Here is a 20,281-nt window from a genome sequence, read left to right as displayed (position 1 = left end):
ATGGCGTCGGCTGGCTTACCGTTTGGCATTCGCGTCCTTGAATTCGACATCTGTCACCTCCTCGCCTTTCTTCTCGTTGGCTGCGTCCCGGGCGCCGGTGGAGTCATTCGAATTGGTGCCTCCATCCGCATCCTGCACGTCCGCGTAGATCTTTTCCCCGAGTCTTTGCGATGCCGCGGCGAGCGCTCGCATCTTGGAGTCGATCTCGGCCTTGTCGGAGGTCTTTAGCGCCGTCTCTAGTTCACTAATCGCAGATTCAATCTTCGCCCTCTCACCCGGTTCCAGCTTCTCACCATATTCGGCCAGCGCCTTACGCGTGCTGTGCACCAAAGTATCGCCATGGTTGCGCGCATCGATCAACTCCCGCAGCCGCCGGTCCTCGGCGGCGTGTGCCTCTGCATCCTGCACCATTTTTTCGATTTCCCTTTCGGAAAGACCGGAATTCGCCTTGATTGTGACTCTATTCTCCTTGCCCGTGGCCTTGTCCTTGGCCGACACGTGTAGGATGCCATTGGCGTCGATGTCAAACGTCACCTCGATCTGCGGCGCGCCGCGCGGCGCCGGAGCAATGCCTTCGAGGTTGAATTCGCCCAGCAGCTTATTGCCGGAGGCCATCTCGCGCTCGCCTTGGAAGACCTTGATGGTCACCGATGCCTGGTTGTCTTCGGCCGTGGAGAAGACCTGAGAGAACTTGGTCGGGATAGTTGTGTTCTTGTTGATCATTTTGGTCATCACGCCGCCCAGCGTCTCGATGCCGAGCGACAGCGGAGTGACATCGAGCAGCAACACGTCCTTGCGGTCACCGGTGAGCACCGCGCCCTGGATCGCTGCGCCCACTGCCACCGCCTCATCGGGATTGACGTCCTTGCGCGGCTCGCGCCCAAAGAGCGCTTTGACCTTGTCTTGCACCTTCGGCATGCGTGTCGTCCCGCCCACCAGGATCACGTCGTCGATCTTGTCCAGCGCCACCCCGGAGTCCTTGATGGCGATGTGGCACGGCTCCATCGTGCGCTCAATCAGGTCTTCAACGAGGGCTTCGAGTCTGGCACGCGTGAGCTTCAGGCTGAGATGCTTCGGACCGCTGGCGTCGGCCGTGAGGTACGGCAGGCTGATTTCTGTCTGCTGGCTGGATGAGAGTTCGATCTTGGCCTTCTCCGCCGCCTCCTTCAGGCGTTGCAGCGCCAGGACGTCCTTCGACAGGTCAACACCCTGATCCTTCTTGAACTCGCGGATGATGTAGTCGATGATCCGCTGGTCGAAATCTTCGCCGCCGAGGAAAGTGTCGCCGTTCGTCGAGAGCACTTCGAACTGCTTCTCGCCTTGCACATTGGCGATCTCGATGATTGAAATGTCGAAGGTGCCACCGCCAAGGTCGAACACGGCGATCTTGCGGTCTGTGCTGTCCTTCTTGTCGAGCCCAAACGCGAGAGCGGCCGCGGTCGGCTCATTGATGATGCGCTTGACTTCGAGACCGGCTATGCGGCCGGCGTCCTTCGTCGCTTGCCGCTGGCTATCGTTGAAATAGGCGGGAACCGTGATGACGGCCTCGGTGACAGCTTCGCCGAGATAGTCTTCGGCGGTCTTCTTCATCTTGCGCAGCACTTCCGCTGAGACCTGGGGCGGGGCGAGCTTCTTATCTTGCACTTCGACCCACGCATCGCCGTTGCCAGCCTTGAAGATCGTGAAGGGAACCAGGCCGATGTCCTTCTGTACTTCCTTGTCCTCGTAGCGGCGGCCAATCAGCCGTTTGACGGCAAACAGCGTGTTCTTTGGATTCGTCACGGCCTGCCGCTTGGCGGGCGCGCCGACGAGGATTTCGCCGTCGTTCATATAGGCGACGATCGACGGCGTCGTGCGTGCGCCTTCGGAATTCTCGATGACTTTGACCTGGGTGCCTTCCATCAAGGACACGCACGAGTTTGTGGTGCCGAGATCGATTCCGATGATCTTACTCATGATGCTCAAGCGACTAGCGCCTCCCAACCCGGAAATTCCCTGTAAGTTTGACTGTTCACCACGGCCCGCACGCCTCGCGCTCCCCTTCAGTACTCCACCTTTGGTTATGCCACAGCGGATTTGGCCGTATCCATTGGCATCTCACTGAATGGGCAACACGATGCCAAGCTTTTCTGCCAGGCATCGTTCATACACGCCAAAATGTGTATCCACTTCAGCCTGGCTGATGACTTCCACCTCCATATTGAGGTGGTCGGCCGGAATGCCTAACATCGTGGCCAGCGCCAACTCAAGATGGGTAGCCGCTTCCCTGTCTTTCGGGAAGGTCGTGCCAACGGTGATCGTGTAAGCGTTTTCCCCTGGTCCAGTCGCGGACACTTCAACTAGGCGAGCGGCTGCACTCAAGTTGTTTTCGATGGCGATCCTCGCCAGTTCCGCCACTGTCCGTGTTTTCTCCGTAGGAAATCCGCGTGCACACCTGAGCCTCAGCCGATGTCTACCCAGCGTAAGCCAATCAGAATCAAATTCCATCGTTACCTCCTAAGCTCCATTCACCGATTTGCCGGAACGCCTAGCCGTTGACAAACCGACTATACGTCGCAGTCTGTTACGCAAGACATTCCCTTCAGGCTCCTCAATTTTCGAGTCGCTTACTTGATCTCAATTTTCCTGACGGCAGCAGGTGGCTGCGCGCCTGACTTGGATAGGCGCAGTGTTAGCAGCCCTCGTTCGAATCGGGCATCGACGTGGTCCAGATCGAGGCCATCCGGCAGCGGAATGCTGCGCATGAACGCGCCATACGCCCGCTCCAGGCGGTAGCAGCCATCTTCCTCGCTCCGAATGTCCTGCTTTTTCTCGCCGCGCAGCACCAGCGCGCCATCTTCGATGCTCGTCTGCACCTCCTCGCGCTCCATGCCGGGCAGCTCGGCGGTGATCCTCAGCGCGGTACCATCATCGACCACGTCGATCCGCGGCTGGAAGCGAGAGGAACTGAAGTCGCCGAACCAACGATCCAAACCGCCGAAGCTCGCGAGCGGCTCGTGCAGGAACTCACCCATCGCTCGCCAGGGATCGCCGGAAAAGAACCGCGACACATCCGGCCAGTCTGGCTGCCAGTGCCGGGGCGCCGGAGCGTTGGAGGTCTCTGCCCCCAGTGGCTTGTCGGTCGACGTCCTGCGCAAGAATTTGAAGGGGTTCCATTTCCCCAGTTCCGTTTTCATGTTGTCCTCCATTCGACGCCTCTGTGTTTCGGTGCCCCCGCCAAGAGAAGCCGGGGCGGACGCTTTCTCGGATCCGGCGCGGCGGGTTGTGGCACCGGAGCTGACAATGCTGTCCGCCGGCTCCACGCCGCTCGGCGGTGGCATCCGCGCGGACGCCACCGTCGCCAGCTCCGCAACGTAGCTAGGCCCTCAGCTGAGGCACATCACGCCACGGTGACTTCAATGCGGCGCGGGCGGGCCTCGTCGCGACGCGGAATCGTCAGCTTCAATACCCCGTCCTGCAGGTTCGCCTCGATCTTCGCCGCATCAAGGTCGGGACTCAGCGAGAACGCCCGCGCGAAGTGCGGCTGGCGAATCTCCGCGTGTTGTACACGCAGCCCAGGCGGCATCGGCACGACCGCCTCTGCCTCGATTTTGAGGTTGCCGTCGTGGACATTCACCTCGAGCTTGTCCTTGGTCACGCCTGGCAGATCGGCCCAGAGGGTGACGCCGCTGCGGTCCTCGATGATGTCGACTGCGGGGAGCAGTGTCATGGTCGGCGTCGACCGGTCTTCCTCGTGTTGTGCCAGCGCGTTCGGGTCGCGCTTGGCGACTTCGGTACTATCGTTCATGGCAGTCTCCTGGCATTACTGGATCGCGATTGCCCGCGGCTTTGACGACTCGCGCTTGCCCACACTAATGGACAAGCAGCCATTGGCGTAGCGCGCCTGCACCTTGTCGGGATCGGCACCCTGTGGCAACTCGACCACGCGCCGGAACGTGCCGGCAAACCGCTCTTGCGCGTATAGCCTTGCCTCCGGATCGTCCTCGGGATACGCCGCCTCGCGCTCGCCGCTGATGGTCAGCAAGCCCTTGTCGATCGACACCTCGAGCTTGTCTTGCTTGATGCCCGGTGCGAATGCGACGATTTCGATGGAGTCGTCCGTGGAGCCGATATTGACGGGTGGAAAGGCCCCGAAGCGTCCGGTACGAAGGCTGGACGGGAAGCCGCCGAACAAACTCGCCATCTGCCTTTGCATGCGGTCAAGTTCGCTGAAGAGGTCAGTTCCCAAGAAAAGGTCACTCATGGTCATTTCCTCCTTCGATGCAGCAAGGAGGCGAAGGGGCCTACGCGCTCCCATCCACCCGCCAAGCTGCTGGCAAACAAACAGAAACACGCAGCGCGCAACGACGCGACTGCCTGAGCGAAACTAAAATAGCAACTGGGCAGGACGATTTCAAGGGGGCTGCGGTGCGGCCGCAAAAGCGAGCCATACCGATAACCCCTGTTATCGATACAGCGCCGTTTCTTGGCCAAACTGCTATCCGTGAGATTGAGCCGGGCCCGGTCGGCGAGCCAACTTCTCATCACTTGCGGTGCGTCCCATGCGGAACTTCTTGATCACGGTCGACTTTCCCGACGCCGCCCCGCTGGCCGCCCTGCGCGCCTGGTACGCCGGAGCGTCGTCGCGGCAGGCTGTCGAGCGCTATTGCCCCGACGCGCTGGGGGCGGGCAGGTCGGCGCGTGGCGTGTTGGGAGCGATTCGCCGTCAGCTTGCCGAGTTCGCGCGGCAGCGCCGGCGCGAGGATTTGGCCACGCTGTTCCGTTGCGGCGAAACGGAGCGAGAGAAGCACAGCAAGGCAGTGACACGTGCGCTGGAGTCGTTGCGGTCGCTGCCCATCCCCGAGCCGCAGATCAGCGATCCGATCACCTGGTGGCTGCCTACTCGCGTGGCCGTCGCGCTGCACGCCTATGGGATCGGCACGCTGGCCGACCTGACCGTGCGCGTGCCGCGCCGACGGCGCTGGTGGGCCGCCATTGCCGGACTAGGCGCTGGCAGCGCGCGCCGGGTCGAAGCCTTCTTTGCCGCGCACCCCGGGCTCACCGAACGAGCGCGCGCCCTGATCGCGGCGGCGCCACCAGCCCAAATCGTGCCGTGGGAGCAGATCCGCTTGCCACATGAACTCGACGGAGCACGCGGAGGCTTCCGGGCACCGCGCCAGATGTGCACGCTCGATGCCGGCAACGACTACGAGGCCATCAGCGCCTGGCTGACCTTGCACGAATCGGCCGAAACAACGCGCGCATACCGCCGGGAAGCCGAGCGCCTCCTCTTGTGGGCGATCGTCGAGCGCGGCAAGGCGCTGTCGTCGCTAGCGACCGAGGACGCCATTGCCTATCGCGCATTCCTGCGCCGGCCCACGCCACACCAGCACTGGGTCGCGCCGGCACGGCCGCGCGCATCGTCGGAATGGCGCCCCTTCACCGGCGGCTTGTCCCCGCGCTCGATCGCCTATGCGCTGTCGGTACTGGGCGCGATGTTCCGCTGGCTGATCGCGCAGCGCTACGTGCTGGCGAACCCGTTCGCCGGGGTGAAGGTGCGTGGCGCCCCGCGTGCGGCTGGGCTGGATGCCTCCCGGGCATTCACCGCGGGCGAGTGGGAGCTGATCCGTGCGATTGCCGACGGACTCGAGTGGTCGTACGGCTGGTCCGTGCCGGCGGCGCAGCGGCTGCGTTTCCTGCTCGATTTCGGCTACGCGACGGGCTTGCGCGCCGGCGAGCTGGTGGGCGTGACGCTCGGTGGCATCGAGATTGGCGCACGTGGTGAACGTTGGCTGCACCTGGTCGGCAAAGGCGCCAAGCCCGGCAAGGTCGCGCTGCCGCCGCTGGCCCGTCACGCGCTCGATCAGTACCTGGCGCAGCGCGGCCTACCGGTGACGCCCGCACACTGGAAGCCGGACATGCCGCTGCTGGCCAATCTGCAGGGCACGGTAGCGATCACGACGCCGCGCCTACGCGACGTGCTGCGCCGCTTCTTCCGGTTGTCAGCCGACGCCATCGAGACCGATCATCCGGCGCTGGCCGACAAGCTAGGCCGAGCGACGCCCCATTGGATGCGGCATACCCATGCGACCCAAGCCCTGGCGCAGGGTGCAACGCTGACAACGGTTCGCGACAACCTGCGGCACGCGTCCATCACGACCACCTCGACCTACCTACACGACGACGAGATGCAGCGGAGCCAGCAGTTGGAGCAGGCCTTCGGGCGCCGGCGCTAGGATGCCGCCGAGCCACGACACCACTAACACTGTATGCCGGCCGCGATTCCCTTTGCGCAGCCAGACGCGCCAGGCCTCGACGCATCGCCGGGGACTGGCGCGGCTTGGCTATTGCGCGTGCACCGGCTAGGCGCTCTCGTCGCCGGGACGCAGGTGCCAGCGCTATGACAAGTGGCCTGGCTACCGCACTTCACAGCATCCTCATCAGGGCATCAGAAAGGCGTAGGTTGAGACGCTTATCGGCATTCCCGAAATGATCGGCACTGTCAGCCCCATTTTTGGAGCGAATAGAGCATCTAGAGCTGGCCAATGAATTGAAGGCGAGACTTGGCACTTCGCGATCCACGAAAGTAGGAAATCGTCCTACACAAGTTCGGGCTGGAACAACCTAAAAGAAAGACGTGACCAACGAAACAAGGAGTGTTCGGATGCCTGTTACGACAGTTCGGGTGATGCTTACGGAAAAAGCACATTGGGCAGTGGAGAGGGATGACGGACGTGAGCGCTTCACCTACCCATCAAAAGGCGCCGCCATAGCTGCAGGCGTTCATATTGCAATGGCCGAGGACGCTCTCCTGACGATAGACGGCGTCAACGAGGAGCCAAGTGCCCTCGATTTCAGAGACTGCGACGCTCAGTTGGGCATCTGACCGCGCTCGCGTTCGTGCAGCGCGCCAAGCCGGCGGTCAACTGACCGGCCAACGACTGCGGTACGGCAGTGCAGTAGCGCACGCAATTCACATGCCGCCCTCCCTGCCGATGCCGCAGCCACAAGTCACCGACGACATTGAAGTGTGACTAACGCCGCAGGCACTTGCGTGCGCGGCACATTCCGACACTGCCGCATTTGACCGTGTGCGGGCACCGAGCATGTGCCAGAGGCTTGGCGCCCATTGACTCGTCAGCGTGCGAGGTCGACAGGCGCAGCGCACTGCAAGTTGACGCCAGCCCGCCCCCGCGCAGAGCGCGAAGGATCTGATGCTGCAGGTGAGCGCAGTAGCGATACTCGTGCGCCCCCGTTCATTTCTGCACCGGCCGTCGGCAGTTGGTCGCGGCTCTCACCAGCCGTTCCCGTGTGTAGGGGCCGGCAATCTGCCCATCCACCAGAAGGCAATAACTCCAAGGCTGACAGGCCTCGTGCCTGGCATTCTTGTCGAGCAGGGTCGCGGTGCGGTGCACCACTTCTTGCCAATCGCGGCTGACGAAGATGTCGTGCTCGCTCTTGTTGGTGGGGCCATCGGGCCGGTAAATGACCAGAGTGTAGGTAAGGGTATTCATATTCCCGCCTCCACAGATCTTGGACGTCCCGCACCACGATGAGGTTCGCACCTGACGGCGCCTAAAGCTATCTCGGCCTTAGGCGCGACAACCTGTCCCATGCTCCCCATCTCGACCAAATCCATCTACCTGCACACCGATGACGCCAAACGGGCACGGTCAGGCCTTCCCCGCTTGATACTGCATCGCTATCCGAAATGCAGATCAAAGTATCGTCGCGTGATCGACTTGCGGGCCTCGGCCTTCATCGGGCGGACATGATCAGGCGACCATCCCTTCCCTCCATAGGTCGCCCGGCAATGAGCGCAGCGATAGGGGGACTCCAGAAGCCGGATATTGAGCAGATACGGTGCCTCGTGGCCGCAGCGCCGACACGAGTTCTCCAGCGGCTTGCGATGCGCTGGACAAGCAGCAATGCTCTCAATCTGGTGCAGGACGCTGTGATACCCGTCCAGCATGCAGCTATGACAGTGCCGGAAGACGCTGCAATAGCGCCGCCGCTGACTCGGCTGGACGAGTGCAAGACGCAACGTCTGGATCGGTATCGCCAGGGTATCGTGCAGCCGCCGCAGATCAATCAGCCCGAGTTGCGGCACGACGCCCTCATACGGATCGATGTCCGCACCCAACAGCCGGGCCACGACGTGTCCGGGCAGCGCGTTTGCCTTCTCGAACTTCCACAGGATTGAGACAAGCGACTCGTAGGGCTCGATCCACTTCTTGTTGAAGAGGTACCCCAGCGCCGGAGTCAATCGGCCCTCGTCCAGCGTGAGGATCGGGAAGCTCGGCGGCGTGAGGCGCGAGCCCCTAGGCAGCGACGAGCACATGACCGGTGGCATGACGCGATTGCACGTAACCGCAATGCTGCACCGCGTAGCTCCACAAAGCCGACTCGGGGCAGTATCCCAGCGTGTCGCGGATCTCGCTCTCCTTGAGGAGAATCTCGACTGCCCGTGCAAACGACTCCATCGGGATCGCCAGTCGGCCAGGCAAACATGCCTTGTTGTGTGCCGCCTCAAAGGCTTGCCACAGGGTGTCCGCATCGCTCACCAGTCGATACCCACTATCGAAGGCCTGCGGGACATAGAAGCGCGTGAAGCTCCAAGCGCTACCTTCAGGGTACGCAGTCTGGTCGTAACCTTGCAAACACGTAGCCACATCCTCGGCATTGCGGATGCCATAGAATGACAGTTCCTCGACCATCAGCCGCGCAACAATCTGCGTCTTCCCCGCTATCTGCAGCGCGGTTTTTTGCGCGAGCAGTTCCTGCTGGCCCACCAAGAAAGTGAACAGCTTGATCTGCTGCCGATCGAGCGCGTCGTGTACGTCGCGCAGCCATTCGTACTCGTTCTCGTTATAGCGCTGCGCTTCGTCACAAAATAGCAGGACGGTGCCACTCCCGGCACGTGCGGCCGCTTCCCGAATTCTCAAGGACAGGCGCATCCGTTTTGACGGATTGCCACCGGCATTCGGCTCCGGATCCCCCACGGCCGCAAGCAGGTTCGCAAAGAACGGCCCCTCGGCATGGCGTGGCTTGTGCTCGCACTGCGCGTGGTAGGTGGTCATCTTCGGATGGTTGCGCGCCAGCAACAGGCGTACATACTCGATCGCGCGGGTCTTACCGATACGCGATGGCCCATGGATCAGCGCGCCCATGATCCGGTAGCGCAGGCACCGCTCGACGAGTTCATAGAAGCTCTCGATCGCCGGCGTGGCAATCCTGTAGTTGCCGGTGGCGAGCGGGTGCAGCGACGGGTCAATCGGACGCGGAACCTGAAGCGACATGATGCACCTCCTGACAAGATCGACTGGGATTAGAAAACCTGGCCGGTACCGATCGAGAGCTTTCGCGGCCGTGCCGTCAGGCGCGGCGAAGGCTCAGCAATCGCCGCCCCTGACGCGACGTCCACCGAGGGCGTGGCAGGTTGCGCCACCGCTGGCTTGTCGGTCGGTCGAGGTGGACCAGGGGGTGTGCGGGTGGTCGGCGCCGCCGCGAGCAGGCGCATCACATGGGCAAGCTCCGTGGCCGCCTTGCGGGTCTTCTTCGCCTGTGCGGCCTTTTCCTTCACGTAGGTCTCAATCGGATTGGCTGCGCCGGCCGAGTGGTGGCGTCGCTTGCCCGCTTGCCGGCGGATTTCCTGCCGCAACTTGAGGTTGTGCGGTACCACCCGCCATGCTCCTTGTGCGTCAAGCACACCCAATTCCGTGCCGTCGGCAAGGAACGCGCGCACGCTACGCAGATCATCCGCGTTCATGTAGATCAGCAACTGGTGGCCGATCAGATGCGTGCTGGTCGCGAGCACACCGTTGGTATAACGCACGCCATGCAGGTTGATGTGCGGACGTACCCCCTGGTCGAGATAGGCCCGCACGCGGCACCGCCGAGCCGACTGCATCAAGCAGAGGGTTCTGCGGCGCTGATCTGCAAGCCATGTCACCAGCGTCCCCCGACCACGAACGAAGTACTCGATCGCTTCGAGCGGCGTGGCATTGTTCAGACCACTATGTGGCATACCGTTGTAGCCGGCAATGGCGTACTCGACGAGTTCCTCGAGCTCGCCAAGCGACACGTACAGGCACAGGTCTCCCTTGGGATCGGCCAGGGCCCGGCGCAGATCGCGTGGGTGGGAACCCGTATAGCCAGGTAGGCGCGAGGAGAGGCGACTGGCGATCGTGCCAAAGAAGCGCTCGATGTACGGACGCTCATCGGGGCTGTACCTGGGTCCGGCATCAACCAGGCAGCCGATAAACTCGCACAGGACTGACAGCGTCTCGTTGGCGAGGTTCGCCTTCGCGTTATCGAGCTTCATGGATTCCCAGGTGGCATAGGCGAGTTCCGGCAGCCTTTGCGACGGGAACCCATCCTGCGGACCATAAGTCAGGCCTGGAATGGTGAAGCTTCGTGGACGATGGGGCTCCAGCGCGTTCTCGAGGGTCTTGATCACATCGTAGCGGCTGTACTCCCTGGCGAGCGCAATGTGGTAGCCGAGGACTGCTCGCGTACACACGTCGATCATGACGAGTAGCCATACCCGCTCCATCTCAAATTCGTGCTCAAATCCAAGCGGATCGCGAACGACCACCTTGAGGCGGATGTCGAGCCGGTGACCATCAAATTCGACGACCTGATACGGGCGCGTCGCGATAGACGCTGCGGTGGTGCCGGTGCGTGGCAGTCCCTTGAGGTGCGACGCACCGGCCGCACGAGCCGCCGTCCCGAAACTGTGCAACAGCTCGGCCTTCAATCGCCGCGACAACGAACGAATCGCATGACCCGCTGTGTTGAACGGATAGTTGGCGGCCGTCAAGCCCACGGCCCGACACTGACGCAGAAAATCGTCATGCAGCGCCTGCAAGCCGCGCAGCCGGGTGCGCAAACGCCCATCCGTATGGATCTGTTCAAGCACGACCTTGCGCTGTTTGACCTGGAGCAGCAGCCAGCCGGCCAGTGCCGGGTAGCGTTCAAACAGCTGAGACAAGGCACCAGCCGCCCCGCAACTGCCGCGCTCGCCGCGTATCTGCACGTCACACACCCGCGCGTATTGAGTAATGCGCGTGTAGTGCATCAGTGCACGAAAACCAAATGGCCTGCCGTCCGGATGCGCCTGCATGGCCCGCTCAAGCCAGCGGTACAGTTGTCGCCGATTGACGCCCGTCGTTTGCTCGATGGCCTTGATTGGCGCCCCGGCCACGTACTGCTCCAACGCTTGCCGGCGCCTTTCGAATACGCGTCGAGCAGCTTCGTCGAACTCCGTGTAGGCTACCGTGGGCCAGGCACTTGCATCGACGGACTGCAGCGCCGGTTTGCGACGGTTCATGACTTCGCCTCCTGGGCCACGAACATCGTGAGCAATGACAGCGGTTGGGTCCGCAGTTCCTGTGCGGTGACTCGACCAACATGCAGCAAGCCGAACAGCGCCGCGCGAACCAGGACCGGATCACCCGTCGAGAATTCGCGCTCGATGGCCAACAGGCGTTGAGGTTCCTTAAGGAAGCGCACGATTGCCCCAGGCAGCGTTGGCGCGACAAGACCGCGGTTTGCGACCAGGTACGGCAGCATGCGTTGCCAGTTATCGATCCAAATACGCGCGGCAGCCAGCTCAGCCAGGGCGACGTACCGAATCGAAAGGGCTTTGTCGTCAAGATCGCTATCCGCAGCCGGTACCTCGTCCTCGGATCTTGCATCATCAAGAAGGACCAATTCCTCGCGATCGCCATAGCGAACCCAGAAATCGGCGAGACGGCGGCAACCATCGATCTGCGCATAGCCCGGCCGTTCGCAAAACGTAACGACTGCCGGATCTGCTTCCAGCAGCAGCCACTGTTCGACGGCGGGGCGCTGATAGAACATGACGCGCCGCGCAAGCTTCGGGCTGAATGCTTCGAACCGATGCGCACCTCGCGGCCGAGCAAAGGTGATCGGCCCCGCAATCGACCGGGAATCTTCCATAAGATCAAGGGCTTACGGATGGGATTCGAAGTGTAGGAGGTGAATTGACAGATTTAATACGGACTTATGCGAATTGACACTTTTAATGCGTTTCGAGTGGAAGCAAATGTGTCAACACAACGGCGCTAAGCCGCGTCAGCTAACGGCAAGGGTAGTGACAGATTTAATACGCTCTACGTTTGCCGACCCGCACAGTCCGTGGCAGAGGCCGAGCAACGAGAACATGAACGGACTGATCCGTGAGTATCTACCGAAAGGCGAAGACCTATCGATCTTCTCACAAGGGTACTTGAACAGGATCGCGAAAGCGTTGAACTATCGCCCTCGGGCGGTCCTTGACTTCGCCACTCCGGCAGAAGCCATGGCAGAAGAGATCAACAAATTACGAACCGGTGTTGCATCTCAGACTTGAAACCGCCACCTTGTTCGCCAACTGAAACGGTCCGACATCAGACGCAAATTCAACGCATACACCCGTATGCTTGTCGCCATAATGCGACCACATCAAAGGATGGTCGCGCCTGTCTGTCATGCAAAAGACACCGACGTTCTGAACATGTCGACGGCCTATCGTGTTGTACGTCTCGATTTTTTCAGTGTTCGATTGCGCCATGAATCGAAAGGCGCGACCGCGACGCTCCTGCCGGCTGTGGCCCTGCTTTCGGCCTGCATTATTGTGGAGCTTGAGAACACTCTTCCGGTCCAGCACCGCGCGTGGATTGAAGCTGGGGGCGCAGTCGAATGGATCATTGAAGTCCGAGGGCTTGGCGAGGTAGATCTCCCCGTGGCTGAGTAGACGTTCGAACCTGGCCCACTGCACGGCTGCACTTAATGCATATAACTTGTAGAGAGACGCTGGCGGAGTCACGAGTTCCATGAAAGTCCTAGTCAGCATTGAGGAGCATCTCACGGACTGCCACCGTCTCCATGAGTCGATCAACCGATCCATACAGCGTGTGAGCATTCATGTTGTGCTGATCCAGATAGCCGAGTGCCCGCCGCCATTCAGATCTTGGTAGCGTGAACTTTACGAGTACGTCTTGTATGGCGTCCCGGCTCGCAAATGCCTCCATATGGCTGCAGATTCCATGCCGCCCTTCCCCGCTCCTCTTCCGAAGACACAGTGTGTATTCGGCCTGTTGTATATAGTGCCGAGGCGCAGTCCTGGTATATGGACCGAACGAGTAAATGGTCGGGCTCGCAGGCGATGTTGCCTTTCCCCTTCCCGTGGCTTCCAGGTATGCAAAAACCGCTACGCGCTCTTGGCGCTGTTCGTATGCTCTCGAATATGCGAAGAATGCGGCAACGTACGGCGACCTTGTCCAGTCCAGTAGCGGCGAAGGGAAACCGTGATGTCGCAGATAGACCAGGTACGCGTACTCGTCGGGCTGCGTATTGAACCCTGTCAACACTACGGCCGCCTGGCCAAACTCCTCGGCAAACTCATGTGGAGGTCGGATGTTCCACTGCTGTCCAGTTGCTGACTCAATGCCGTATCGTGGCCTGTAGGCGTATGCATAGTACTCTTCCAGAGTGTCGATACTGGGGTTGAACCGCTCAAGAGTGCTGATGATTGGCCACTCGCTATCGGCGTGGCCGCGGAAGAGCCATTTCGTCGAGCCCAGAGCTGCCGTGTCGGCCTCGCGGTCAATTGACTCGAGTTTGGCGAGCGCCTGATGAAACTGCGACCAATCATCCAGCTCGACCTCGAAACTATCAGCTGCACGATGTGTGATGGTCGACAGCGATAGGTCATCGAGTGCAACTCGCTTGAAAGAAGGAGTGATCGCCATATTCCCACCATGCCAAATGAATGCGCATATTGCCATACCGGAGAAGACAATACTGCCCCGCGGAGGTCTGCGCAGCTTTGGAACCGAAAGCGATCAGCGAGAGTCCCGGTTCAGAGCAAACTCGGTCAAAAAAAAACCGCCTGAATTAGGCGGCTTCCTTTCGAATGGTCTTGCGTCGCAGCTCGACCATATACTGCGCAATCTTTTTGTTTCGTTTCATTCGTACCTGCTGTGCGCCTACCTTGGACTGCCAGCGTCGGCCGTTGCGCAAAGCAAGCGCAAGAGCAATCCGAGATGGGCGAATGCGTGGCCTTGCCTCACGAATGAGTGCCTCAAGATGTCCGGTACCGGACTCCAATACTTCCAGCGTGACCTGGTCGTCGACTTCCGCCCGTTGGGGCGCTCGGCGCTCCAATACCGCAATCATTCGGGCCACGACGTCGGCTGGCGGCGTCAGCGCGTTGCTTTTCGTCGTCATAGCTCCACTCCATTTCGCTTCATATACTCGCCAAGTATAACCCAGCAGCTACTTCCGGGCGCGGTGTCGAATGTGAGGAAGCCGCCATGTCCCTTCGCGCGCCAATATGCAGCGCCTCCCCGCCGCTGCATCAGATCATTGAGCGACCTACACCCCACAAAATCCGGAGGAAGTGCTTGGATGTCGTGGGGAGTGAGATCCGCGTTGAATCCGAGCACTGGCCAAGTGTAGTAGCCATTTAGTGTATCGCCGGGCGCGCCTGCCGCGATGCACGACACCGCCGGAATCCCCAAGTGCAGTGCCATGCGCATTTCGGTGGCAATGCTGCGCACCCCTAGCCCCTTCCTCCGGTGCGGTCCAAGGATCTTGAAGTTTTGATTAATGATCAAGCGACGGGCGCCTTCGTCGGCGTCCCACGAAAGCACGCGAATCATTGGGTCTTCTAGCCACGGGTGACGGATCTCGAAGACGTAGGTCTCATCGTCGAATGACACTGAAATTTCGCTGCCGTCGATAGCCCCAATGAGCTTTGGTACATCAGCAATCGGCACGGGCAGGTTCTCGGCGCCAGGCTCGAGCGTGACGGCGGACTGCCCGGTGAAGTGCTGGCTGGTGATGCGGTCTGGCATCCGATGACTTCTTTAGATTGTTTTCAGGATTCTAACATGCTGGCCGGGTCACTTACGTGCGCAAAACATACTTTTTCTGCTTCTTGATAATCTTTCTTATCAAGAATGGCGAAAATAAGGTACGGGTCACCTACTTGAACGCACACTCTAGAGCTTACAATCGGAAGCTCGGCCTGCAACCCTCTTAGCTGGAGCGGTTTTCCAGGCATCTGGCAGGTGCCCCAGCCGGAAGATCAAACCATTTACCAGTCCCGCTGGACGAATCGTTTTCGTAGGTGTATAACGAAACGGCCGTTAATCACCTACGAGGAGCAGTTATGGCAAAGTCGAACAAAGAACGGGTAGACGATCAGCGCGCTGCACGCCAGCGGGCAAACTGGGTCGAGGTCCGCCTGTGGGTACCGTCCCAAGAGGATGCCGATGCTGTGAAGAAACTTGGCGCCGAGCGGCGCGCATTGGCACAGGAATTGATCGGCCTAGAGGAATTGGACGTTCCCGGCAGGGACGATCTTGTCCAGCGGGTCAGAGAAGCCATACGCCAGCAGGGTTCGAAAGCTTACGTCACCGAGTCCGGGCCAATCCTTGAATTGCTCAGCGCGCTTGCCGACGCGGGAAACGTACGCGGCATTGCGCGGGCTTACGCAATCTTCGCTCGCGCATACCCCATGAATGCGCATTTCGTTGCCCACTCCATCCCCGCGAAGATCGTCAGCAGACACTTTCCAAAATTGTTGCCGGTCGCCACCCTGGCGCGTATTTCGTCACTCGTACCCGATTGGCAAAGTCGCCTCATCGACTCCGTGGGCGACGAGGCAGCCTTTTCCGCCCAAGTCGCTCACCTTCACGACGCGCTCGGTACTGCGTCGAAAGGCTAAAAGCAGATGACAGCCACGGTTCGCTCGCGCCGCAGGTCCGTCACTCGGCGTCAACTCCATCGCGGTCACTTCGGCTTTCTGCGCGCCACCATTCAGGGTCTGCACGCCCGGAGCATGTGGGACCGCTACCTAGCGGAAGAAGGGGAGATCGAGGCTGAGGCGGATGCGCGCGCCGCGGCCGATGGCGGGGAAGCTGACGCCTTTTCGCGCCATCCCAAGGTCAGGCGCGTCACGGCGTGGCTGCGCGACGAACTGGCGGCAGCTGCGCGGCGCACGCAGCGTCCAAGCATGGCCCGCCTGGTGCGCGTGGATCTGCGCCAGATCGGTCGGCCGGGCGCCGGCCTCCCCTCGTTGGAGGATTTTGCCGCCGCCGAAGGGCTGGACGGCTTCAGCGAGGCCGAGCAGCTGGCCGCCTATCAGGAGCAGCACGGCACGGCCCTCGAACGGGAGAAAAAGCGCGTCGCCCTCATGCGAAAGCAGCTGGAGGCGATGGACTGGCTGGAAACGCAGTATGCGCGCCCGGTGCTGGTGGATGATGGCTGCCGGGCCTGGCTCGCCGACACGCTGGCCAGTCGCTTAGAAGCTGCTGGCGTCGAAACGATCGGCCAACTCATCGACCGCATCAACGGCCTGGGTACAGGCTGGTCAACGGCGCTGCCCGGCATCGGCGCCGGCAAGGCCCGTGCCGTGGAGCGGTTCCTTGAGGCCCACCAGGACACGCTTACCCGCACGATTGGCCAGCACGTCGCGGTGCCCCGCCGGCAGCGCTACGCGCATGAGCTCGCCCGCGTCGTGCCGCGCGCGACGGGGCTGGTGCCCCTAGACAAGCTCGTGGTCCCAGCGGAACTGGATGGCCGGGCCGGAACTTACCGTCGACCACAGGCGCAATGCCTGCTCTCCGCCCACAACGATTACGAGGCGGTGCTCGCCTGGCTGCGCGCGAAGCCCGGCCTCCCGCCTGAGCAGGTCTCTCGCATTCGCGAAAAGCGTCGCGACATCAGCACGGTACCCGGCCCGCTGGACTGGCTGCAGACGCTCTCTCACACGCAGCGCGCCTACCGGAAAGAAGCCGAACGCCTCCTGCTATGGGCAATCCTCGTCCGTGGCAAGCCGCTCTCTTCAATGACGCACGAAGACTGCATTGCCTACCGGGAATTTCTCGCGGCGCCGCCTTCGGACTGGTGCGCGCCGCGATCGCGCGAGCGGTGGAGCCCGATCTGGCGCCCTTTCGAGGGACCGTTGTCGGACCGGGCGCGCGCCTACTCGATAGGCGTGCTCAACAACCTATACCGGTTCTTGGTGGACCAGAACTATCTGATGGGCAATCCATGGCATGGCGTGCACGTGCCACGCACCGCCGCGCCCAAGCTCGATGTAGGCCGCAGTTTCACCGAGGCCCAGTGGAATTTTGTCCGTACAGAGGCCACCGCCCTGCCCCAGACGTCGGCCAACCTCCGTCTTCGATTCGCCTTGTCGTTGCTGTACACCACGGGCATGCGGCTGTCAGAAGCCGTAAGCGTGACCACTGATCACCTGGAGTGGGTCAGTTTCCCAGGCGCCCGTGGCGATAGGCCGGTGGAGGGTTGGCGTCTGGAAGTGCTGGGAAAGGGAAGTAAGCTCCGGCGCGTGCCGATGGCGCCCGTCGTCATAAGCGAGCTGGCCACGTACCTCGCACACCGCGGATTCCGGTCAGAGCCTGACCAAGGGCGCTTGCCTCGGAGCGTCTTTCTCCTGGGCGAGGCCATTGACGCTGGCCAACTAGCGCCTTGGATGATGCAGCGACAGCCAGATGCCGCCCGCGGCGTCACGCCTGACACCCTATACAAGCAATTGAAGGGGTTCTTTGCTAAGTGCGCGACTGCCCTGCAACCTCACGACGAGCGTGGAGCTGAGCGGCTGGCCGCTGCCAGCACTCATTGGCTTCGCCACACTCATATCTCGCACGCGCTTGCCGCTGGCGCACCGTTGGAAGTCGTCCAGCAGAACGCTGGCCACGCTTCCTTGGATACGACGACGAAGTACGTCACCACCGAAGAAGCACGGCGCATGGCGGCGATGCTTGCGGTCTGGAGCTCCGACCGTAGCGAGACGATGGAACCCCCCGCTTCAGAGGGGTGAGTTTTTTGCGTCGAATATAAGGTCCCTCGAGCTATACGTAGAGCGTCGTTCAATCCCGAGTGGCGCACTTCTACAAGGCTTGAAATGACAATCTTCACCCTCTTTCCCAACTGGCCAGAATTCGCGTACGTCGTAATCGGCGGCGCTCTCCTGGCCCTCGGTCTCCCATTTGGCGGCTTTCATGGCTGGTCGCAAAAACAGTGGTCACTGGCGACGGCAATTGCAGCTACCTGTATCGGTACGGCTGTTCCAACAATGGCCACGGTCTCGGCAATAGGCAATCCCGACGCCCTCCCCGGTGTTTTCGCGTTCTGGTCCCTAGTTGCGGCGATGAGCGCTGTGCTTGGCGGTAGATGAGGTAGTTTATTCGGGGGGGGGGGGGCTCCCCCCTTCTTGCTAGCCTTTGGCTGCCACTGCGGCACATTTTGGTCACAGCGGCGTGTCGGAGCCGAGACTCATTTTGTCGTACGTTCAGTATATAAATTTAGTTCAGTCGGTCGGTTTTGTCGTGCCTAGTCTGCAAGAAAATTCCCGGTTGGACTGTTTCTTCGTAGAAGACTGGTTGTTTACCCACGGGGTTAACGTCTCGCATTGGTGAGAGATGGTTGACCATCGCCGCTCCTCAACCCGCCAGCCGTTCGCTGCGCCGAATTGATGCCGGCAACTGTTGACGCAAGAGCGCGAGCGACTGGGCGAGGTGGCCGGCCACGTCGTTGCGGCTGCGTCGATCGGGCTCGCGCATTTCCTTTGGGGTGAGCGAGGCAATTTGGCCGGAGGCCAATGCCTCGAGCTGACCCAAAGCCGCATGCAACGGAGTGGATGACGTAAAACTGCCTCGGCGGACGACCACAGACACTTCGTCGACCGAAATGGTCGATCCGTCCGGCAACTCAAATTTTTTGCCGCGCAGGCTCACTGCCAATTGGCTGATCCGGTTCTGCGTTTCGGCGGCTTTCCTTTCTCGCTGCTGTTCCTGGTCAGCCATATCCGCATGCTCTTTCGCGATAAAGGTGAAGTCGACGTCCTTGGACAACAGGGAACTCAGGTAGGCGTAAAGCTCTTTGCCCTGCAGCTTCTGAAGAGCGTGTTTGGTCACTGCCACCACATCGGAGAGCCGCTTGCCCGCTGCGCGCGCAGCCTTCATGAGTTTGAAGATGGCTGTGACCGCCAATGCGTTTCGCTCGGCCAACCAGGCCAAGTCGGAAGGAACTGCTTTCCCATTGATGGTCTTGAAGGCGTGCTTCCGCTCGGATAGGTTCTTTTCGGCCTCCTTGCTCCCGATGCTCGGCGGCTTGTAAGTCATTGATTTAAATGATTTTTCTGTCAAGTTATCGGAGGTGCGCGAGGAAGCACCTGCAACTACAGCGTTGTCGCGGTGCTGAGCGACCGCATGCTCAAAAGTACGTTGCAAAAATCCGAGTGCTCCTAATAACTTCAGAGTGAATCGAATCCTTCCGATGTTTTGAAGCTTCATTCGTGTACGGAGCTGTTTCTCGCGTTCGATAAGGCCCTGCCCTTCCAGGGTCGACAACGCACGATAGACAGTAGCTTCGCTAACTCCGACATGACGGGCCAACGTTTCCTTCTTAACGTAGGCTAATTGGTGCATGTTTTTGTCGTTAAGAGAGAACCGAATCAATGCTGCTAATACCTGACGGGTCGTGATTGAAAGATCATTAAAAAATCGGGATTCGTACGCGAGTGCAATCGCCTTCATAACGCGCGAAGGAAGAAAATCAGGGCTTTCAAAGCTATTGGAAACTTCTTGAGTTACCGCTTCGCATTGCGCGAGCGATGTCTGCTTATTAATCGCAAACTGTGCTTCTTTAGCGTACGCACTATTTGCAGAGAAAATAAGCTCTCCACCGACTGCTGTATTGGTCGTCATCGTTTGCTCATTTAGTTTTTATTCGTGAAGAGCATTGACACGACGATCCGAGCTTCCTACACTCCAGTTGCGAGCTTGAGTTTGGAAGTAAGACCGAAGTCAACGCATCACTGAGAAAGCCTGGAGTTGCAGCTCCGGGCTTTTTCTTTTTGTCTTTTGCGTCTAGGGGCTCATTGGCGCTCCAGTCGATTCAAAGGCCACAAAAGAAAACGCCCCAGGGTTACTGGGGCGTTTTCTTTTGGTGTCTGGGATCGAGGTCCATTTAGCCGGCTAAATGGACCGGACCAGGGAGACCCGTATCGCTGACTGTCCGGATGCTCGTGCCGAACGTTTAGCCGGCTAAACGAGAACGGTGGGACGAACGCGTTTAGCCGGCTAAACGCAGGAAAGGTCCGCAGGTTGCCAGCGTTTAGCCGGCTAAATGGCTGCGCGATCAGAGTGAGAAGGGTAAGGGCGTTTAGCCGGCTAAATACCAGTCCGCCTGAGCGGACACTAGCATCCAACTGGCTTAATGATGTAGCAATGTCGAGGCCGAATGACTTCCCCATGCGTTGCAT

Annotated in this window: 20 protein-coding genes and 1 pseudogene; 6 read left to right on the top strand and 15 right to left on the bottom strand. The window is 60.5% G+C overall.

Features of this window, described 5'->3' with window-relative positions; all coding sequences use genetic code 11:
• Positions 1-15: 15 nt before the first annotated feature.
• The 5 genes from dnaK to GA566_RS32235 form a co-directional block, all read right to left on the bottom strand.
• Positions 16-1,956 carry a molecular chaperone DnaK gene (gene dnaK / locus GA566_RS32255; protein ID WP_029306671.1) on the bottom strand — a complete coding sequence of 647 codons (1,941 nt, stop codon included), beginning with the start codon at positions 1,954-1,956 and terminating at the stop codon, positions 16-18.
• Between the two features lie 141 nt (positions 1,957-2,097).
• Entirely contained in the window at positions 2,098-2,487 is a 390-nt protein-coding gene (locus tag GA566_RS32250; RefSeq protein WP_029306670.1) for a hypothetical protein, read from the bottom strand.
• Positions 2,488-2,606: 119 nt separating this feature from the next.
• The gene (locus tag GA566_RS32245) at positions 2,607-3,176 is read right to left on the bottom strand and encodes an Hsp20/alpha crystallin family protein (RefSeq protein WP_029306669.1); all 570 of its coding nucleotides are present in this window, start codon (positions 3,174-3,176) and stop codon (positions 2,607-2,609) included.
• Positions 3,177-3,379: 203 nt separating this feature from the next.
• The gene (locus GA566_RS32240) at positions 3,380-3,787 is read right to left on the bottom strand and encodes an Hsp20/alpha crystallin family protein (RefSeq protein ID WP_029306668.1); all 408 of its coding nucleotides are present in this window, start codon (positions 3,785-3,787) and stop codon (positions 3,380-3,382) included.
• A 15-nt stretch (positions 3,788-3,802) separates the two neighbouring features.
• Positions 3,803-4,243, bottom strand: coding sequence for an Hsp20/alpha crystallin family protein (locus GA566_RS32235; RefSeq protein WP_029306667.1), 441 nt, complete (start codon positions 4,241-4,243; stop codon positions 3,803-3,805).
• Between the two features lie 298 nt (positions 4,244-4,541).
• On the opposite strand from GA566_RS32235, the gene GA566_RS32230 reads away from it, so the two are divergent.
• Positions 4,542-6,215, top strand: a complete 1,674-nt coding sequence (locus GA566_RS32230; RefSeq protein WP_137927606.1) for a phage integrase family protein — start codon at positions 4,542-4,544, stop codon at positions 6,213-6,215.
• Positions 6,216-6,643: 428 nt separating this feature from the next.
• The gene (locus GA566_RS32225; RefSeq protein ID WP_137927607.1) at positions 6,644-6,865 is read left to right on the top strand and encodes a DUF2188 domain-containing protein; all 222 of its coding nucleotides are present in this window, start codon (positions 6,644-6,646) and stop codon (positions 6,863-6,865) included.
• Between the two features lie 370 nt (positions 6,866-7,235).
• Here the strand turns inward: GA566_RS32225 and GA566_RS32220 are convergent, their stop codons facing one another.
• The 5 genes from GA566_RS32220 to GA566_RS32200 all read right to left on the bottom strand — a co-directional run bounded on the left by GA566_RS32220 (position 7,236) and on the right by GA566_RS32200 (position 11,943).
• Positions 7,236-7,493: a hypothetical protein gene (locus GA566_RS32220; protein WP_137927608.1), complete on the bottom strand. Its 258-nt coding sequence runs from the start codon at positions 7,491-7,493 to the stop codon at positions 7,236-7,238.
• A 188-nt stretch (positions 7,494-7,681) separates the two neighbouring features.
• Positions 7,682-8,332: a hypothetical protein gene (locus tag GA566_RS32215; protein WP_171020495.1), complete on the bottom strand. Its 651-nt coding sequence runs from the start codon at positions 8,330-8,332 to the stop codon at positions 7,682-7,684.
• Positions 8,301-9,278 carry an ATP-binding protein gene (locus GA566_RS32210; protein ID WP_160475179.1) on the bottom strand — a complete coding sequence of 326 codons (978 nt, stop codon included), beginning with the start codon at positions 9,276-9,278 and terminating at the stop codon, positions 8,301-8,303. The genes GA566_RS32215 and GA566_RS32210 overlap by 32 nt, the downstream gene beginning before the upstream one ends.
• 29 nt (positions 9,279-9,307) lie before the next feature.
• Positions 9,308-11,311, bottom strand: a complete 2,004-nt coding sequence (locus tag GA566_RS32205) for a DDE-type integrase/transposase/recombinase (RefSeq protein WP_137927610.1) — start codon at positions 11,309-11,311, stop codon at positions 9,308-9,310.
• Positions 11,308-11,943 (bottom strand): hypothetical protein, encoded by a 636-nt coding sequence (locus tag GA566_RS32200; RefSeq protein ID WP_137927611.1) that lies wholly within the window; start codon positions 11,941-11,943, stop codon positions 11,308-11,310. Before GA566_RS32200 ends, GA566_RS32205 begins: the two co-directional genes overlap by 4 nt.
• Positions 11,944-12,121: 178 nt before the next feature.
• On the opposite strand from GA566_RS32200, the pseudogene GA566_RS32195 reads away from it, so the two are divergent.
• Positions 12,122-12,355: pseudogene (locus GA566_RS32195) on the top strand (transposase); the annotation flags it as partial.
• Here the strand turns inward: GA566_RS32195 and GA566_RS32190 are convergent.
• The 4 genes from GA566_RS32190 to GA566_RS32175 all read right to left on the bottom strand — a co-directional run bounded on the left by GA566_RS32190 (position 12,326) and on the right by GA566_RS32175 (position 14,843).
• Entirely contained in the window at positions 12,326-12,820 is a 495-nt protein-coding gene (locus tag GA566_RS32190; protein ID WP_160475178.1) for a DUF2971 domain-containing protein, read from the bottom strand. The pseudogene GA566_RS32195 and the gene GA566_RS32190 overlap by 30 nt on opposite strands.
• Before the next feature lie 7 nt (positions 12,821-12,827).
• On the bottom strand, positions 12,828-13,736 hold the full coding sequence (locus GA566_RS32185) for an FRG domain-containing protein (RefSeq protein WP_160475177.1): 909 nt from the start codon (positions 13,734-13,736) through the stop codon (positions 12,828-12,830).
• 145 nt (positions 13,737-13,881) lie between these two features.
• Complete coding sequence (locus GA566_RS32180) at positions 13,882-14,214, bottom strand: hypothetical protein (RefSeq protein WP_137927738.1); 333 nt, start codon at positions 14,212-14,214, stop codon at positions 13,882-13,884.
• A complete protein-coding gene (locus tag GA566_RS32175; RefSeq protein ID WP_137927737.1) occupies positions 14,211-14,843 on the bottom strand; it encodes a hypothetical protein in 633 nt (210 codons plus the stop codon). The genes GA566_RS32180 and GA566_RS32175 overlap by 4 nt, the downstream gene beginning before the upstream one ends.
• 317 nt (positions 14,844-15,160) lie before the next feature.
• On the opposite strand from GA566_RS32175, the gene GA566_RS32170 reads away from it, so the two are divergent.
• From GA566_RS32170 to GA566_RS32160, 3 genes are all read left to right on the top strand, one after another.
• Positions 15,161-15,718, top strand: coding sequence for a hypothetical protein (locus GA566_RS32170; RefSeq protein WP_137927736.1), 558 nt, complete (start codon positions 15,161-15,163; stop codon positions 15,716-15,718).
• Between the two features lie 6 nt (positions 15,719-15,724).
• Positions 15,725-17,836 (top strand): phage integrase family protein, encoded by a 2,112-nt coding sequence (locus GA566_RS32165; protein WP_137927735.1) that lies wholly within the window; start codon positions 15,725-15,727, stop codon positions 17,834-17,836.
• 84 nt (positions 17,837-17,920) lie between these two features.
• Complete coding sequence (locus GA566_RS32160) at positions 17,921-18,193, top strand: hypothetical protein (RefSeq protein ID WP_137927734.1); 273 nt, start codon at positions 17,921-17,923, stop codon at positions 18,191-18,193.
• Positions 18,194-18,458: 265 nt separating this feature from the next.
• Here the strand turns inward: GA566_RS32160 and GA566_RS32155 are convergent, their stop codons facing one another.
• The gene (locus tag GA566_RS32155) at positions 18,459-19,724 is read right to left on the bottom strand and encodes a helix-turn-helix domain-containing protein (protein ID WP_137927733.1); all 1,266 of its coding nucleotides are present in this window, start codon (positions 19,722-19,724) and stop codon (positions 18,459-18,461) included.
• Positions 19,725-20,281: the final 557 nt, after the last annotated feature.

It is taken from the genome of Cupriavidus sp. SW-Y-13, assembly GCF_009793345.1.
Lineage (GTDB): Bacteria > Pseudomonadota > Gammaproteobacteria > Burkholderiales > Burkholderiaceae > Cupriavidus.
The sequence above is the reverse complement of the archived record's forward strand: the minus strand, read 5'-3'. Positions and strand labels throughout refer to the sequence as shown.

Excerpts from the sequence above, each read along its gene's own strand:
- dnaK (WP_029306671.1), bottom strand. The coding sequence starts at position 1,956 with ATGAGTAAGATCATCGGAATCGATCTCGGCACCACAAACTCGTGCGTG.
- GA566_RS32250 (WP_029306670.1), bottom strand. The coding sequence starts at position 2,487 with ATGGAATTTGATTCTGATTGGCTTACGCTGGGTAGACATCGGCTGAGG.
- GA566_RS32245 (WP_029306669.1), bottom strand. The coding sequence starts at position 3,176 with ATGAAAACGGAACTGGGGAAATGGAACCCCTTCAAATTCTTGCGCAGG.
- GA566_RS32240 (WP_029306668.1), bottom strand. The coding sequence starts at position 3,787 with ATGAACGATAGTACCGAAGTCGCCAAGCGCGACCCGAACGCGCTGGCA.
- GA566_RS32235 (WP_029306667.1), bottom strand. The coding sequence starts at position 4,243 with ATGAGTGACCTTTTCTTGGGAACTGACCTCTTCAGCGAACTTGACCGC.
- GA566_RS32230 (WP_137927606.1), top strand. The coding sequence starts at position 4,542 with ATGCGGAACTTCTTGATCACGGTCGACTTTCCCGACGCCGCCCCGCTG.
- GA566_RS32225 (WP_137927607.1), top strand. The coding sequence starts at position 6,644 with ATGCCTGTTACGACAGTTCGGGTGATGCTTACGGAAAAAGCACATTGG.
- GA566_RS32220 (WP_137927608.1), bottom strand. The coding sequence starts at position 7,493 with ATGAATACCCTTACCTACACTCTGGTCATTTACCGGCCCGATGGCCCC.
- GA566_RS32215 (WP_171020495.1), bottom strand. The coding sequence starts at position 8,332 with ATGCCACCGGTCATGTGCTCGTCGCTGCCTAGGGGCTCGCGCCTCACG.
- GA566_RS32210 (WP_160475179.1), bottom strand. The coding sequence starts at position 9,278 with ATGTCGCTTCAGGTTCCGCGTCCGATTGACCCGTCGCTGCACCCGCTC.
- GA566_RS32205 (WP_137927610.1), bottom strand. The coding sequence starts at position 11,311 with ATGAACCGTCGCAAACCGGCGCTGCAGTCCGTCGATGCAAGTGCCTGG.
- GA566_RS32200 (WP_137927611.1), bottom strand. The coding sequence starts at position 11,943 with ATGGAAGATTCCCGGTCGATTGCGGGGCCGATCACCTTTGCTCGGCCG.
- GA566_RS32190 (WP_160475178.1), bottom strand. The coding sequence starts at position 12,820 with ATGGAACTCGTGACTCCGCCAGCGTCTCTCTACAAGTTATATGCATTA.
- GA566_RS32185 (WP_160475177.1), bottom strand. The coding sequence starts at position 13,736 with ATGGCGATCACTCCTTCTTTCAAGCGAGTTGCACTCGATGACCTATCG.
- GA566_RS32180 (WP_137927738.1), bottom strand. The coding sequence starts at position 14,214 with ATGACGACGAAAAGCAACGCGCTGACGCCGCCAGCCGACGTCGTGGCC.
- GA566_RS32175 (WP_137927737.1), bottom strand. The coding sequence starts at position 14,843 with ATGCCAGACCGCATCACCAGCCAGCACTTCACCGGGCAGTCCGCCGTC.
- GA566_RS32170 (WP_137927736.1), top strand. The coding sequence starts at position 15,161 with ATGGCAAAGTCGAACAAAGAACGGGTAGACGATCAGCGCGCTGCACGC.
- GA566_RS32165 (WP_137927735.1), top strand. The coding sequence starts at position 15,725 with ATGACAGCCACGGTTCGCTCGCGCCGCAGGTCCGTCACTCGGCGTCAA.
- GA566_RS32160 (WP_137927734.1), top strand. The coding sequence starts at position 17,921 with ATGACAATCTTCACCCTCTTTCCCAACTGGCCAGAATTCGCGTACGTC.
- GA566_RS32155 (WP_137927733.1), bottom strand. The coding sequence starts at position 19,724 with ATGACGACCAATACAGCAGTCGGTGGAGAGCTTATTTTCTCTGCAAAT.